13 protein-coding genes are annotated in these 14,820 nt (G+C 55.7%); 8 read left to right on the top strand and 5 right to left on the bottom strand.

The window, feature by feature from the left end:
* Positions 1-268: 268 nt before the first annotated feature.
* The 3 genes from yajC to B3C38_RS11815 all read right to left on the bottom strand — a co-directional run bounded on the left by yajC (position 269) and on the right by B3C38_RS11815 (position 2,027).
* Positions 269-589 (bottom strand): preprotein translocase subunit YajC, encoded by a 321-nt coding sequence (gene yajC / locus B3C38_RS11825; RefSeq protein ID WP_055210559.1) that lies wholly within the window; start codon positions 587-589, stop codon positions 269-271.
* 73 nt (positions 590-662) lie between these two features.
* Positions 663-1,085, bottom strand: a complete 423-nt coding sequence (locus B3C38_RS11820) for a DUF1573 domain-containing protein (RefSeq protein ID WP_286727205.1) — start codon at positions 1,083-1,085, stop codon at positions 663-665.
* Positions 1,086-1,091: 6 nt separating this feature from the next.
* Complete coding sequence (locus tag B3C38_RS11815) at positions 1,092-2,027, bottom strand: transcription antitermination protein NusB (protein ID WP_195611167.1); 936 nt, start codon at positions 2,025-2,027, stop codon at positions 1,092-1,094.
* 84 nt (positions 2,028-2,111) lie between these two features.
* On the opposite strand from B3C38_RS11815, the gene B3C38_RS11810 reads away from it, so the two are divergent.
* From B3C38_RS11810 to B3C38_RS11790, 5 genes are all read left to right on the top strand, one after another.
* Positions 2,112-3,389, top strand: a complete 1,278-nt coding sequence (locus B3C38_RS11810; protein WP_286727202.1) for an NAD(P)/FAD-dependent oxidoreductase — start codon at positions 2,112-2,114, stop codon at positions 3,387-3,389.
* A 5-nt stretch (positions 3,390-3,394) separates the two neighbouring features.
* On the top strand, positions 3,395-3,907 hold the full coding sequence (locus tag B3C38_RS11805) for a hypothetical protein (RefSeq protein ID WP_117506651.1): 513 nt from the start codon (positions 3,395-3,397) through the stop codon (positions 3,905-3,907).
* Positions 3,904-4,455, top strand: coding sequence for a cob(I)yrinic acid a,c-diamide adenosyltransferase (locus B3C38_RS11800; protein WP_256166473.1), 552 nt, complete (start codon positions 3,904-3,906; stop codon positions 4,453-4,455). The genes B3C38_RS11805 and B3C38_RS11800 overlap by 4 nt, the downstream gene beginning before the upstream one ends.
* Positions 4,456-4,616: 161 nt before the next feature.
* Complete coding sequence (locus tag B3C38_RS11795; RefSeq protein ID WP_009597992.1) at positions 4,617-4,838, top strand: DUF2795 domain-containing protein; 222 nt, start codon at positions 4,617-4,619, stop codon at positions 4,836-4,838.
* A gap of 263 nt (positions 4,839-5,101) precedes the next feature.
* Positions 5,102-6,826, top strand: coding sequence for a DUF262 domain-containing protein (locus tag B3C38_RS11790; RefSeq protein ID WP_237956943.1), 1,725 nt, complete (start codon positions 5,102-5,104; stop codon positions 6,824-6,826).
* Positions 6,827-7,084: 258 nt separating this feature from the next.
* On the opposite strand, the gene B3C38_RS11785 is transcribed toward B3C38_RS11790, so the two are convergent.
* Both B3C38_RS11785 and B3C38_RS11780 read right to left on the bottom strand, forming a co-directional pair.
* Positions 7,085-7,849 (bottom strand): class I SAM-dependent methyltransferase, encoded by a 765-nt coding sequence (locus B3C38_RS11785; protein ID WP_286727190.1) that lies wholly within the window; start codon positions 7,847-7,849, stop codon positions 7,085-7,087.
* A complete protein-coding gene (locus tag B3C38_RS11780; protein ID WP_022332679.1) occupies positions 7,849-8,688 on the bottom strand; it encodes a CvfB family protein in 840 nt (279 codons plus the stop codon). The genes B3C38_RS11785 and B3C38_RS11780 overlap by 1 nt, the downstream gene beginning before the upstream one ends.
* A 214-nt stretch (positions 8,689-8,902) precedes the next feature.
* Here B3C38_RS11780 and B3C38_RS11775 point away from each other — a divergent pair, with 214 nt between their 5' ends.
* The 3 genes from B3C38_RS11775 (at position 8,903) to uvrA (ending at position 14,755) form a co-directional block, all read left to right on the top strand.
* Positions 8,903-10,729, top strand: coding sequence for a CocE/NonD family hydrolase (locus B3C38_RS11775; protein ID WP_022332680.1), 1,827 nt, complete (start codon positions 8,903-8,905; stop codon positions 10,727-10,729).
* 335 nt (positions 10,730-11,064) lie between these two features.
* A complete protein-coding gene (locus B3C38_RS11770; protein WP_286727186.1) occupies positions 11,065-11,829 on the top strand; it encodes a nitrilase-related carbon-nitrogen hydrolase in 765 nt (254 codons plus the stop codon).
* Positions 11,830-11,932: 103 nt separating this feature from the next.
* Positions 11,933-14,755, top strand: a complete 2,823-nt coding sequence (gene uvrA / locus B3C38_RS11765) for an excinuclease ABC subunit UvrA (protein WP_286727184.1) — start codon at positions 11,933-11,935, stop codon at positions 14,753-14,755.
* The last annotated feature ends 65 nt before the right edge of the window (positions 14,756-14,820 follow it).

The raw sequence follows: 14,820 nt of genomic DNA, 5'->3' as shown, positions 1-14,820 counted from the left end.
GGAATTTTCTGGGGACGCCTTGCCGGCCGGCTGCGGATTTGGGCGAAAATTCCCCGCAGGATCGCCTGCCGGGATACGGGCATAAAAAAACATTGCCGAGAAAGAGGTAATCTGTAAGAGGCGCTTAGAAATTCCCCCCCCCTCGACAATGTTGTTGGGACTATGCCCGGGTTTCCCGAGCATGTATACAAATTTAAAATAAAAAATTTGAACCTGCAAATAAAAAGCTGCAAATTTTTGCAGCTTTTTTATTATCTGAAACAGGTTTTTACTGGCGCTGAAGGTCGCTGTTGTCGGCTACGACCATGTTTTTGTCGATGCGCAGCGTGACATTGCCGTCCACCTCGATCAGCAGGGTCGTCTCCTTGATCTCTTTTACCGTACCGTAAATGCCGCCGGCGGTAATGATCTTGTCACCTTTTTTCAGGCCTTCGCGGAATGCCTGCATCTGCTTGCGGCGCTTGGATTCGGGGCGCCACATGAAGAGCCATAAAACCAGCACCATCAGGCCGATCATAATGATGAAACTGTACTGCTGCATGAAGCCCGGCTGGGGCTCTACGGGCGGCACCTGAAGAAAATTAATCATACGTCGTTATGTTTTAAGTGTTTATTTCCGTTAACGGAACAAATATACGAAATATTGTCGAATACACAAATGTTTATTCCACTTCGGCCTCGATGAACAGCCTCAGGGGTTTCCGCCCGCCGGCGAATGTGATGTCCAGCGTCTTGAGCTGCCAGCCCCATTCGCCCCCCGCATCGAAGGTGAGTGATACCTGCTGCGCATCGCCCGGCGTAATGGGCTGTGTGTCATATCCGAGCGTCGTGCACCCGCAATTGCGGTCGTATCGGGTGATGGCTACGGGCTTCGATGCCCGGTTTTCGATCCAGAGCCTGAGCACGGCCACCTCCCCCGAGTGCATGCGTCCGAAACGCACGGTATCCGTGCCGCCCGTGTCGAGGATCGTGTCCGTGACGGCGATAATCCGGCCTTTCCGCCCGGTCTCGCCCGTGCGTGCCTGCCGGGTGCCGCATGCCGCCGTCGTCACGGCCAGCGCCAGCAACAACAACCCGCGCAGCATCGGGACTCAGATAAGGCCGCGGCCGGCTTTCCTGATGCGGCCTTCGGCGGTGAGCGATTCGACGATCTTGTCCAGCACGCCGTTGATGAAGGTGCTGCTGCCGGGTGTCGAGTAGTATTTCGAAATCTCGATGTACTCGTCGAGCGTCACCTTGACGGGAATCGACGGGAACGAGGTCAGTTCGGCCATGGCCGTGCCGATGATCAGGTTGTCCATGAACACGATGCGTTCCACGTCCCAGTTGGCGGTGAACTTTTCGATGTAATCCTGGTAGGCATCGTAGTTGACCAGCGATTTTTCGAAGAGCGTCTTCACGAATTCGGGGTCTTCGTCGCTCTTGAACTTCGCGGGGACTTTCAGCTCGGTGTGCGACGGTTTCAGGCCCGAGAGCGAACGCAGGATCATCATCACGATGTAAGGCAGGTCGTCGCTCCAGAGGATCGACATCTCTTCCAGCTCGGTTTCCAGTGCCTCGCAGCTCTGCAGCTCCTTGAAGAAATCTTCGAGCAGCTTGCGGTCGTCGGCGAACGAGCGCTCCTCGCGCAGCATGTAATCCTTGAAATAGTCGCTTTCCGAGAGCTGTGTATAGAGCGTACGGATCAGCTCCGGATGGCGGCCCCAGCCCAGCTTGCGGGCGGCGATATGGTCGTTCACGGCATCGCTGTTGGCGATGACGCGGATCACCTGGTTGTCTACGAACTTGGTATTGGGGTTGAGGTCTTCGTATGTCGGCAGTTTTTTCTGTTTGGCCAGTTCCTGCCGCTGTTCGGCGTAGCGCGTCAGTTCCACGGGGAGGGTCAGGATCTGGAAATAGAGGTCGTAGGCCTTGTCGACGGACGCCATCAGCGTTTTTTCCGATGCCATCATGTTGTCGGCGCCCGATTTGAGGTGGGCGAACAGTGCCTTGACGACCTTTATACGGAGTAATCTTCTGCTCAACATATCTGTTTAGAACGGTTTTTTCGGTCGCAAAGATAGGAAAAATTTTTCCGGAAAGAAAGAATTATTGTCTATCTTTGCAGCCGTATGGAACAAATCGAAGAAAAAGAAATCCGGCCGTACGATGTGATCGTCATCGGGGCTGGGGCAGCGGGCATGATGGCCGCAGGTACGGCGGCGCGCGACGGCAAGCGTGTGCTGCTGATCGAAAAGATGGACAAGTCGGGCCGTAAAGTCCGTATCACGGGCAAAGGGCGCTGCAACGTCACCAACGCCCGCCCGGCCGAGGAGTTTGCCGCGCAGGTGCGTACCAACGCGGAATTTCTCGGACAGGCTTTCGCCGAGTTCAATAACCGCGCCGCCATCCGTTTCTTCGAAAAGGCCGGGGTGAAGCTCGACATCGAACGCGGCGAGCGCGTCTTTCCCAAGAGCGGCAAGGCGTGGGACATCGCCAATGCGCTGTTGGAATATTGCTACGAGAACGGCGTGAAGATCATTTATAATACGCGCGTGACGGAGATCATGACCCTGGGTGATAAGGTCTTCGGCGTCCGCTATATCAACAGGCGCGGTTTCGAACGCAAGGAGGAATGCCCGCAGGTGATCGTCGCCACGGGTGGCGTTTCCTATCCCGCCACGGGTTCCACGGGCGACGGCTACACCTTTGCGGCCGACCTGGGACATACCGTCGAACCGGTGCGCCCTTCGCTGACGCCGCTCGTTTCGTCGCATCCGCAGATCGGCTACCTCGACGGTCTGTTGCTGAAAAATATCAGGGCCGTGCTCTATGTCGACGACGAACCCGTGCGCGAGGAGTTCGGTGAACTGGGCTTCTCCGAGCGCGGCATCGAGGGTGCCGTGGCGCTGCGCATGAGCCGCGATGCGGTCGATGCGCTGATCGACGAACGCCGCGTTAAACTGGTCGTCGACCTGAAACCCGCACTGACCGAAGAGGTACTGCGCGAACGTATCGCCCGCGAGATAGCCGGGATGGAGCCGACGGAGTTCTTCGCCGAGTTGCTGCGCAAGCTGGTGCCCAAGCCGCTCGTGATGACTTTGGTGCACGAACTCGGTGTCAACGGAAAGAATTACATCGGCAAGCTCACCGAAGAGGAGATAACCCGCCTTATCAAGACGCTCAAGGGATTCACGTTCCCCATCACGGACTATGCGCCGTTCGAATACGCCATCGTGACGGCCGGGGGCGTTTCCTGCGCCGAAGTCAACCCCTATACCATGGAATCGCTGAAGATCCGGGGGCTCTATTTCGCGGGCGAAGTGCTCGACCTCGATGCCAATACGGGCGGTTATAACCTCCAGATCGCCTTTTCGACGGGGTGCCTTGCGGGGCTGTTGAAAAAATAACGGTTATGGGAATCGGCGGCCATAAACTCGGTTTGAAATTTTACGGGCGGGTCACTGAGCTGCGCAACAGGCTCTCCCGGGCCCGTTTCTTCCGCGGGCACGGCGTGCATTCGCCTTTCGTATACGATGTCGTGCGCCATGTCTTCATGCGCGATACGCTGCTTCCCGGCGACCGGGCGTTGTTCCGTGAACTGCTCGCGGCCGGGGTGCCCGAACGCCGCGCCGTGCAGCTGCAAAACCTGGCGATTCATTGCGGCTACGCCACTTTTGGCCTGAATCGTGCGGATGCGGAGTTCTGCATAGCGACGCGCAGCCTGTCCCGGACGGAGACGCTCGCGCTGGTCGGTGATGCGGCTGCCGCCGGGAATACGGTGGCGGTCATGTCCCCCTACGACGGGCGTGAACGCCGGGCCATGTGCCTGCAAATCGTCGCGGCGCACCGTTCGACGACGGTGGACAACCGCGGTTACCTGCTGGTTTTCAATAATAATTTGCCGAAACAACATTTCCGGATATGAAAGTATACACGAAAAAAGGCGATAAGGGAACGACCTCCCTTGTCGGCGGCGAACGGGTTTTCAAGACCGACGAACGGGTCGAGGCTTACGGCACGGTGGACGAATTGGCAGCATTTGCGGCTTTGCTCTGCGACAACATGCGTGCGGAAGCTGCGCTGTCGCCCTATGTCGACGACCTGAACCGTATCCTGTCACGCCTGATGACCGTCGAGGCATTGCTGGCGTGCGGGAAAACAGGATGCGGGAAGGTCGCGCCGCTGGCTCCCGAGGCCGTCAACTGGCTCGAAGGCCGTATCGACGCGATGCAGGACGCGCTCAAACCGATCGACAAATTCACGATCCCGGGCGGCAACGCCGTCGTTTCGATGTGCCACGTGTGCCGTACGGTCTGCCGGCGTGCCGAGCGTGCCGCGTTGCGTGCCGATGAAAAATACGGCACGGATGCCATCGTGCTGATGTGGCTGAACCGCCTTTCCGACTATTTCTATCTGCTCGGGCGCACGCTCACAGAGCATTACGGCGTCGAGGAGACCTTGTGGATTCCATAAAGCTTTGTATTCCAGTTTATTGATGCGTGCGCATGGATGTTTTGTAATTTTTTCTTTGTTTTTCTCGTTTTTTTTATACTTTTGCAAATCAGTGATAGCGGAATAGCGATTATTGCCTGATGTTAATCCGCTGATATTTGGGAACTTAAAAACTTGGAACTATGTACTGGACACTTGAATTGGCATCGAAGCTGGAAGATGCTCCCTGGCCCGCTACGAAAGATGAACTGATTGACTATGCCGTGCGTTCGGGTGCGCCTCTCGAAGTGCTCGAAAATCTGCAGGAAATAGAGGACGAGGGTGAGATTTACGAATCTATCGAAGATATTTGGCCCGACTACCCGTCGAAAGACGATTTCTTCTTCAACGAGGAGGAATATTGACGCCCTTCGAATAGATTAAACTATTAAATATCAGCGCGACAGACAATGAAAATTTGTTTGTCGCGCTGGTGTTTTATGGTTTCATATGGTACGGTTTATTTGTCTAAAATACATTACCTTTGTTTATCCTCGGGAATATTAAAACAGGAGGAAAAGATATGGGAAGACCGAAAAGACTATAGATTGAATAGTACAAATATAGGGAATTATATTCGATATTTAGGGCTTATTTTTGTACTTTAGTTTCACTAAACTATAATAACATGGGGCAATTTAAGGATATTACAATTAAGGAGGTTATTGAAGAAATCAATGTCAGTTACTTCCTTCCGGACATTCAAAGAGAATATGTTTGGCTAGATCGAGTTGCAGAAAAGAAAATAGAGCAACTATTTGACTCTATATTAAGAAACTATCCAATAGGTTCTTTCTTATTTTGGAAATTAAGAAAAACTGATGTAGAAACAGATAAGTCTGCTTTATCAGACTCGGATAAATTAAACTTTCAGTTATATCAATTCATAGAAGATTATGATGTTAGAAATCCTCATAATGAGAAAATTGATATTGCGAAGGTTAACTCTAACGACTTAAATATTGTCCTTGATGGTCAGCAAAGATTAACCTCATTGTATATTGGATTAAACGGTTCTCGAACTCTGAAAAAGCCAAAAGGTTGGTGGGATAATCCTAATGCATTTGAATTAAAGAAGTTATATCTCAATTTAAGATATCAGCCCAATGAAGAAGACACGGAAGATTGTTATCAATTTGAATTTAAAAGTCCCACTCAAATACCTTTTCCGGATGAAAATAATTTCTGGTTTAAAGTCGGTGACATTCTTAATCTTACAAGTTTAAATAGGTATTGCAGAGAGAATGAATTGGACGATATGGAGGCCGATATATTGGAGAAACTTAAGAATGTGATATGTACAGAACGATTGATTTCTTACTTTGAGGAAACAGAAAAGAATCTTGACAAAGTCTTAAAGATATTCATTAGGGTTAATAGCGGAGGGACAACATTGTCTTATTCAGACTTACTTATGTCAATTTTGACTGCAAATTTCTCTTCAGATATAAGAGGAGAAATGAATGTATATGTTGATAAGTTTAGGACTACAGGGTTCGGTTGTTTCGGTAGAGATCAAATATTGAAAACTAGTTTGTTGCTAATTGGCGCAAACCACATATTTAATCTAAAAAATTTCAACAAAACTAACATTCATTCAATTGAACAAAATTGGGAAAAAATTGTCACTTCTATTACAGATGCAGTGCGCATTGTAGAAGATTTTGGATATTCTGGACAATTGGCATCCGGTTACATCATCTCCATCATTGCACTGTATTTATATAGAAATGACATAGTATATAACAAACTTGGCAATGGTGATAAAGAGGCAATATTTAAGTTTGTCAGAACAGCACAGATTACTTCTTACTTTACCACTTCATTGGATAGAAAACTTAGTAATGCACTAGAGGGAATGGATGGGGTTAAGGATTTCTCAGAATTTAATGTTAGAATGGCGAAGATGGATGCCAATAAAGCGTTAAAGCTAACTACTGATGATGTGGATGATTTGCTTACATTGCAATATGGCAACCCTGCGATATTACCTGTTCTACAGGTACTCTACCCGCACTTGGATTATAAAAATTCCAAATTCCACATAGACCATATATATCCCAAAGCTAAGTTTACTATGAAGAATAAGACTCTATCTCCTGATTTTCTTGAAGAGAAAAATTATCTTTTCAATCTCCAATTATTAGAGGGGGCTGAAAATATACGAAAAAAAGACGCTGATCCAGATGAGTGGATTCTAGAACATTTTGATAATGATGTTAATAAGATTGCTGATTATAAAAACAAAAACTATATTGCTGCTTGCTGCACAATGCAGTGGGCTGATTTTAAGACATTCAAAGAAAAGCGAACCACAGCTCTTCGTGCCGCGTTGATGGTTGCCTTTAAATAATGAGTTATATTGAAGTCAAATATGTTTGTCCACCATTCCATTGCCGCAGCCCGTCTCAGACGGCGCAGTTTGTTTGCGCAAATTTCATTGAATGTGAAGTAATATATTGACAATCAATATATAAAAGTTTCTTTGGCGAGGAGGAATATTAAACATGACGAGCGCTCGGACGAGCCGTTAAAAAGCGCAAGCAGCCCCGCATGAGGCTGCTTGCTCTTTTTTATAGTAAACCGATTGTAATCCGAGGGTGCTCAGCGGCTATTTTTCGGCCACGTAAAACAGGTCGAAACAATCGTCCGACACCGGGCAGATGCGGTAATCCTCCATCCGGATCGAGGACGTGAGGTCGGTATTTGCCTTCAGCAGCTTCCGGCGGTTGATCCGGTTCAGGATGTCGTAGGGTAGCTGGAGCAGGCGGCGGGGCAGGCGGTGCTGGAGATCCAGGATGTCGAAGCGCGTGATGCGTGCCACGCTGCGGCGGTTCTGTTCGTAGTAGGCCATGACTTTCCCGTTGCCTGCGACCCCGAGGGTTTCGACCGAGCGGAATTCATGCTCCAACAGGTTTTGCAGCTGTTCCGCTGTATATTCCCGTACATGCCATGGGTTGCGGGTGAGCGACATCGGTGCATTGGGGGTCGTCACGATGAACTTGCCGCCCGGTTTAAGTACCCGTTTCACTTCGCGCACCAATTCGACGTCCTGCTTCACATGCTCGATCACCTGGAACGAGATCACGAAATCGAAACTGTTGGCCGCGAATGCCAGCGGCGGCACTACGGCCTGGTGGAATTCGACATGCGGATGCCGCGTAAGCTCCGCTGCCGGGGCGAATTTGTCCACCGTGATGAAACTCCGTGCATGGGGTGCCACCACCTCGATGCCGTAACCCGCCCCCGTGCCGATCTCCAATACGTCGCCGCCGATGCGCTGCGCCGCGGCATGGTAAGCCAGCAGCGACCGCTGGAAGACGAAATTGTCGGACATCTCGCGCGAAACCCGTTCCGCCGTGTTCATTTTACCCATTATTGCCGTTTGACTTTTATCCCGTCTTCGCCCACTTCGACCGCGCCGCGTTTCATCAGCACGCCCAGCGAGCGTTTGAAGACCTTTTTGCTCATCTCCGTAAGGCGTTTCACCTCCTCCGGGGAACTGTCGTCGTTCAACGGCAAGTGCCCGCCGTTGCCGATCACCAGTTGCAGCAAAACCTCTGCCGAATCCTTGACCTGCGCATATCCTTCCTGTTGGAGGCTCACGTCGATACGGTTGTCCTCGGTGATTTTGCGGACGTATCCCTTCATGCGGTCGCCGATGGCTACGGGGCGGAATACCTGGTTGCGGTATAGCATGCCCCAATGGCGGTTGTTGACGATCACGCGGTAACCGATCGGGCTTTCCGAGGCGACCAGCAGGTCTACCTCCTGGCGCGGTTCCACCGTGATCAGGTCGTTGTTGATGAAGCCCTTGAGCTTGGTGGTCGCCACGCAGCGCCCCGTGATGCTGTCTTCATAGAGGTATACGATGTAGCTCCGTCCCGCGAGGATGCCGCCCTGCTGGTTGCGGTTGGGCAGGAAGAGGTCTTTGCCATGCAATCCCCAGTCGAGGAATGCCCCGTGCACGGTCTTGTCCACCACGCGCAGGTAACCCGCCTCTCCGGCGCGGAGCAGCGGCGTTTCGGTAGTCGCAACGAGGCGGTCTTCCGAGTCGTGGTAAACGAAAACCTCCTTTTCGTCGCCGGGTTTGTCTGTGAGGGATATATAACGGTTGGGCAGCAGAACCTCGTTCTGTTCCTCGTCCGTAAGGTATAATCCGTAGTCCGAAACACGGCTTACGGTAAGTTTCTGGGTGCGTCCTGCTCTGAGCATATCGTTATTGCGGAATTGACCGCCTGCAAAAGTACGTTTATTTTCGCGGGATTGCAACTTTCCCGGCCAAGTTCCGCGGTGCGGGAGCGGCCGCATCCCTTTTCGGGAGTCAGTGGGATCGGGCAGCACCGATCCGTACTCCCCGTTCGTGCCGACTTTTGGGCGTTTGCGGAAAAAAGCGTAACTTTCGAAAACGAACCTTAACCTTCCTGCTATGAAAATCCGTGGATTTTTCGCGCTCCTGTTGACCGGCCTGCTCGCCGCCGTTGCGGCCTTTGCCGGGCAGCCCGTCGCCGAGCTGTACGACAAGGCCGAGTACCGCATCGCAATGCGTGACAGCGTAGCCCTCTACACGGCGGTCTATACGCCCAAGGCGCCCGGCGAAGCCCCCGTCATCATTTTTCGTACGCCTTACGGCTGCGGGCCCTATGGTGCCGGACGCTTCCCGCAGGGGTTTGAGAAAGGCTATCTGCGCAGCTACGTCGACCGCGGCTATATCATCGTCATGCAGGATGTCCGGGGGCGCTATATGAGCGAGGGCGACTTCGAGCATGTCCGGCCCGCCGGCAGCGGTGAGACCGACGAGACGACCGACAGCTACGACACGGTCGACTGGCTGGTCAGGCACATCCCGCACAACAACGGCCGGGTGGGATTCGCCGGGTGTTCCTATCCGGGGTTCTACGCCATGATGGGCGGCCTTTGCGGCCATCCCGCCGTGAAGGCCGTCTCTCCGCAGGCTCCCGTCACCGATTGGTTCATGGGCGACGACGTGCATCACAACGGGGTGCTGATGCTCACCGACTCCTACCGCTTCCTGAGCAGCATGAATACCCCTCCCGGACGTGTTCCGGCCGCGAAAATGCCCTCCATGTCCCGGCAGACCCAGCCCGACGAGCGGACGTTCTTCCTGGAGCATACGGCGCTTGCGGAACTTACCGGGCTGCTGAAACCCAACCCCTTCTGGGAAGAGATGTCCGCGCATCCCGATTACGACGCCTGGTGGCAGGAACGCGACCTGCGCCGTGCCTGTTACAACGTCCAGCCCGCGGTGCTCATCGTCGGCGGGACGTTCGATGCCGAGGACTGCTTCGGGGCGTGGAACCTCTACCGGGCCCTGAACAGGCAGAGCCCTTCGACGCCGTGCCATCTGGTCGTGGGCCCGTGGGCGCATGGGGCGTGGCGTAACGGCGGCCGGACGCTCGGGGCGTTCGATTTCGGCAGCGATGCCTCGTGGGAATATTATATGGAGCATTTCGAGGTGCCGTTCTTCGACCACTACCTCCGCGACGGCAATACGGACGAAGCGGCTCCGTTGCCGGCCGCCGCGGTCTTTTCCTCGGGGGACAACCGCTGGCATACTTTCGGCCGCTTTCTGTCGCGCGGGGCCCGGAAACTGACGTTGTACCTCGCCGGCGGCGGCATCCTCGATACCCGGCGCCCGACGGCCAAAACATCCGCAAGTACCTATGTCTCCGATCCTTCCGATCCCGTGCCGTACTGCGAGGTTTCCGGTCTGCGCCGTCCCAAAGAGTATATGGTCGCCGACCAGCGTTTCCTGTCCGGCCGTTCCGACGTGCTGACGTTCGTTTCGGAGCCTCTCGAAGAGGATATGACCCTCGTCGGCCCGGTCGATGCCGACTTGGAGGTGACGCTTTCGACGACCGATGCCGATTTCGTGGTCAAGCTGATCGACCTTTTCCCCGAGGACGATCCGCTGCCGGGCTACCGGATGCTCGTGCGGGGCGACATCATGCGCGGCCGCTACCGCCGCAGTTTCTCGCGTCCCGAGGCGTTTACGCCCGGTGTTCCGGCGCGGGTGCCTTTCCGGATGACGGACATCGCCCATACGTTCCGCGCCGGACACCGCATCATGGTGCAGGTACAAAGCACCTGGTTCCCGCTTGCCGAACGCAATCCCCAGCAGTTCGTCGACGTCTGGAACTGCTGGGCTTCGGATTTCGTGCCCTGCCGGATTTCGCTGCTGCACCAGCGCGGCAATGCCTCGTCGGTCACGGTGTGGCGGTTGGGGGCGCATTGAGGCGTACAGGTCGGCGTCGGCCGCCCGTACCTGTCTCCGTCCGGTCGTTTGGATAGGTTGTCTGGGCAGATTGTTTGGATAGGTTGTCTGGACAGGTCGTCCTCAAGGTCGTCCGCCTCGGCCGGTTGCCCCCGGCTGCCTGCGCCCTGTTTCCCTGCATTGCTTTTCATCGCCGAACCGTATGCACTGCCGCAAGGGTGCCGCCCTGCGTGTCCGTTTTGTATGCCCGGTTCCCTCTGTTGCCGCCCTGCCTTACAAACCTCCATGTTTTTTATTCCCGCAGGTGCGATCTGTAAGAAAATTTTATATATTTGTTTACAAAACGGAGTTTTTCTATGAAAATACGTGTTGCTGTCTGCCAGGTCGACATGGAATGGGAACATACCGCCCGGAACCTGGAACGTCTGGAACCTGTCGTCGCGGCGGCCGATGCTGATATTGCCGTGCTGCCCGAAATGTTTGCCACGGGGTTCAAGCTGTGCCCCGCCCGTGTCGCCGAGCCTGCCGACGGGCTTGTCGCCACGACCATGCGGCGCTGGGCGGCACAATACGGCAAAGCCGTCGTGGGCAGCGTCGTCATCGCCGAAAACGAGGAGTTCCGCAACCGGATGTTTTTCGTGAAGCCTTCGGGCGGGGTTGCCTGGTACGACAAGCGGCACCTGTTTCGTCCCGGCGGCGAAGCGCGCGACTATACTCCGGGAAACCGCCGCGTGGTGGTGGAATATATGGGGTTCCGGTTCCTGCTGCTGATCTGCTACGATCTGCGCTTCCCGGTGTGGAGCCGCAACCGGGGCGATTGCGATGCCATTCTGTGCAGCGCCTCGTGGGCGGACGACCGCCGCGAGGTGTGGCGTACGCTGCTGCGGGCGCGGGCCATCGAAAACCAGTGCTACCTGGCAGGCGTAAACCGCGTGGGCACGGATCCCGATGCCTCCTATGCGGGCGACTCGGCGCTCGTCGACTTCCGTGGCGCCACGCTGGCCGATGCCGGTGAGCGGGAGCAGACCCTCGTCGCCGAATTCGACTCCGAGGCGCAGGCGGCCTTCCGCGAGGAGTTCCCGGCGTGGATGGATGCAGACGGCTTCGAACTGGAATTCTGATTTCCGAAAAATTTGGTATTGCCCCCGGTATGCGCTATCTTTGTACGATATTCGCGCCGGAGAGCCCGCACACTAAACGGGGCTTCCGGTACGTTTGACTACGATGATGAAAGAAGACACGATCAAAATACTGGGGGCCCGGGTTCACAACCTGAAAAACATAGACCTGGAGATCCCGCGCCGTAAACTGGTAGTCATAACCGGCCTTTCCGGTTCGGGTAAGTCGTCCCTGGCGTTCGACACGATCTATGCCGAGGGACAGCGCCGCTACATGGAGACGCTTTCTACCTATGCCCGCCAGTTCGTGGGGACGATGGAGCGTCCCGATGTCGACAAGATTACGGGCCTGAGCCCCGTGGTCGCCATCGAGCAGAAGACCACCAACAAAAATCCCCGTTCCACGGTGGGTACCGTGACCGAGATCAACGATTTCCTGCGTCTGCTGTACGCGCGCGCGTCGCGCGCCTATTCACCCGTCACGGGCGAGGAGATGGTGCATTATACCGACGAGCAGATCGCCGGGCTCATTATGACGGGCTTCACGGGGCGCAAGATCGCCCTGATGGCTCCCATCGTCAAAGGCCGCAAGGGGCATTACCGCGAACTGTTTGAGTCGCTGGCTAAAAAGGGGTATATCTATGCCCGTATCGACGGCGAGATCCGCGAGATTTCGGCCGGTATGCGCCTTGACCGTTACAAGATACACACCATCGACCTGGTGGTCGACCGTCTGGTCGTCGGTGAGGAGGCCCGCGACCGGGTGATGACCTCGCTCAAGGAGTCCATGCGTCAGGGCAAGGGTACGATGGCCGTCTACGACTACGGTACCGAACAGCAGCGCTTCTACTCCCGCCACCTGATGTGCCCCTCGACGGGTATCGCGTTCGAAGACCCCGCGCCGCATACCTTTTCGTTCAACTCGCCCCAGGGCGCCTGCCCGCATTGCAACGGGCTGGGCGAGGAAGCCGTCTTCGACGTCGGGAAGATCATTCCCGACATGGGGCTTTCGCTGCGCGAGGGCGCCGTCGAACCGCTGGGCAAATACCGCAACAACATGCTTTTCGCCATCCTCGAAATGCTGGGGCGGCGTTACGATTTCACGCTCGACGACCCCGTCGGGTCGCTGCCCGAGCCGGGGCTGAATGCGGTGTTGTACGGCGATTCCGAGCCGTTGACCATCAACCTCTCGGAGTTCGGCTCATCGGGCGGCAACCACCTTGTCTCGTGGGAGGGCGTCGCCGAATATATTGGCCGTACCGAAGACGAGGACTCCAAGCACGGCCAGAAATGGCGCGAGCAATTCCTCGTCTACCGCAAATGTTCGGTCTGCGGCGGTTCGCGCCTCAAGAAGGAGGCGCTCCAGTTCCGCATCGGCGGCAAGAGCATCGCCGACGTGTCGGCAATGTCGATCACCGAATTTTCGGAGTGGGTGGCGCACATCGAGGACTATATGACCGGCAAGGAGTGGAAGATCGCGCAGGAGGTCGTCAAGGAGATCCGCGAACGCCTGCGCTTCCTGATGGACGTAGGGCTGGGGTACCTGTCGCTGTCGCGTTCGTCGCGCTCGCTCTCGGGCGGCGAGAGCCAGCGTATCCGCCTCGCCACGCAGATCGGCTCGAAGCTGGTCAACGTGCTTTATATCCTCGACGAGCCCTCGATCGGCCTGCACCAGCGCGACAACCGGCGCCTGATCCGCAGCCTGGAGGAGCTGCGCGATGCCGGCAACTCGGTGATCGTCGTCGAACACGACGAGGACATGATGCGCGCCGCCGACTTCATCGTCGACGTCGGCCCCCGTGCGGGACGCAAGGGCGGTCATATCATGGCCGCGGGTACGATCGACGACATCCTGCGTTCCGATTCCATCACGGCCGACTACCTCACCGGACGCCGCCGTATCGGGATTCCCGAAACGCTCCGCAAAGGCACGGGGCAGTGCATCGTGATCCGCGGGGCGCGGGGCAACAACCTCAAGAGCGTCACGGCCGAATTCCCGCTCGGCAAGTTCATCTGCGTGACGGGCGTCAGCGGTTCCGGCAAGTCGACGCTCGTCAACGAGACGCTGCGCCCGATCCTTTCGAAGGAGCTCTACCGCTCCTTCGGGCAGCCGCTCGAATACGACAGCGTCGAAGGCATCAGCCATATCGACAAACTGGTCGTCGTCGACCAGTCGCCCATCGGCCGTACGCCGCGCAGCAACCCGGCGACCTATTCGAACGTTTTTTCCGACATCCGCAAACTGTTCGAAATGACGCCCGACGCCCAGATCCGCGGCTTCAAGGCGGGGCGCTTCTCGTTCAACGTCAAGGGCGGCCGCTGCGAGGAGTGCCGCGGCGCGGGCGTCCAGACCATCGAGATGAATTTCCTGCCCGACGTCTACGTGCGTTGCAAGGCATGCGGGGGACACCGTTACAACCGCGAGACGCTCGAAGTGAAATACAAAGGCAAGAATATCGACGACGTGCTGAACATGACGGTCAACATGGCCGTGGAGTTCTTCGAGAATATCCCTGCCATCCACCAGAAACTCCGTGCCATCCAGGAGGTCGGCCTCGGCTACCTCACGCTCGGACAGCCCTGCACCACGCTCTCGGGCGGCGAGAGCCAGCGTATCAAGCTCTCCTCCGAGCTGTCCAAGCGCGATACGGGGCGTACGCTCTACATCCTCGACGAACCTACGACGGGGCTTCATTTCGAGGACATCCGCCTGCTGCTCGATGTGCTCAACAAACTCGTCGACCGCGGCAATACGGTGATCGTCATCGAACACAACCTCGACGTGATCAAGGTCGCCGACCACATCATCGACATCGGCCCCGAAGGCGGGGCGGCCGGCGGCGAGATCGTCGCGGCGGGCACTCCGCACGAAATAGCCTGCGCCCCACGCAGCTATACGGGCGAATTTCTGAAAAAACTGGGTCTTTAGTCACGACTTTAGGCAGTTAGGCACCGTATTTGCATTTTTCATGGCCGTATAAACCTTTTATGTGC

This window comes from Alistipes sp. UBA1686 (assembly GCF_002320215.1).
Lineage (GTDB): Bacteria > Bacteroidota > Bacteroidia > Bacteroidales > Rikenellaceae > Alistipes > Alistipes onderdonkii.
This window is presented reverse-complemented; position numbering and strand designations above follow the sequence as displayed.

What these genes read in the sequence shown, in the direction of transcription:
- yajC (WP_055210559.1), bottom strand. Translation starts at nt 589, where the DNA reads ATGATTAATTTTCTTCAGGTGCCGCCCGTAGAGCCCCAGCCGGGCTTC.
- B3C38_RS11800 (WP_256166473.1), top strand. Translation starts at nt 3,904, where the DNA reads ATGAAAGTATACACGAAAAAAGGCGATAAGGGAACGACCTCCCTTGTC.
- B3C38_RS11810 (WP_286727202.1), top strand. Translation starts at nt 2,112, where the DNA reads ATGGAACAAATCGAAGAAAAAGAAATCCGGCCGTACGATGTGATCGTC.
- B3C38_RS11815 (WP_195611167.1), bottom strand. Translation starts at nt 2,027, where the DNA reads ATGTTGAGCAGAAGATTACTCCGTATAAAGGTCGTCAAGGCACTGTTC.
- B3C38_RS11785 (WP_286727190.1), bottom strand. Translation starts at nt 7,849, where the DNA reads ATGGGTAAAATGAACACGGCGGAACGGGTTTCGCGCGAGATGTCCGAC.
- B3C38_RS11805 (WP_117506651.1), top strand. Translation starts at nt 3,395, where the DNA reads ATGGGAATCGGCGGCCATAAACTCGGTTTGAAATTTTACGGGCGGGTC.
- B3C38_RS11770 (WP_286727186.1), top strand. Translation starts at nt 11,065, where the DNA reads ATGAAAATACGTGTTGCTGTCTGCCAGGTCGACATGGAATGGGAACAT.
- uvrA (WP_286727184.1), top strand. Translation starts at nt 11,933, where the DNA reads ATGATGAAAGAAGACACGATCAAAATACTGGGGGCCCGGGTTCACAAC.
- B3C38_RS11820 (WP_286727205.1), bottom strand. Translation starts at nt 1,085, where the DNA reads ATGCTGCGCGGGTTGTTGTTGCTGGCGCTGGCCGTGACGACGGCGGCA.
- B3C38_RS11775 (WP_022332680.1), top strand. Translation starts at nt 8,903, where the DNA reads ATGAAAATCCGTGGATTTTTCGCGCTCCTGTTGACCGGCCTGCTCGCC.
- B3C38_RS11795 (WP_009597992.1), top strand. Translation starts at nt 4,617, where the DNA reads ATGTACTGGACACTTGAATTGGCATCGAAGCTGGAAGATGCTCCCTGG.
- B3C38_RS11780 (WP_022332679.1), bottom strand. Translation starts at nt 8,688, where the DNA reads ATGCTCAGAGCAGGACGCACCCAGAAACTTACCGTAAGCCGTGTTTCG.
- B3C38_RS11790 (WP_237956943.1), top strand. Translation starts at nt 5,102, where the DNA reads ATGGGGCAATTTAAGGATATTACAATTAAGGAGGTTATTGAAGAAATC.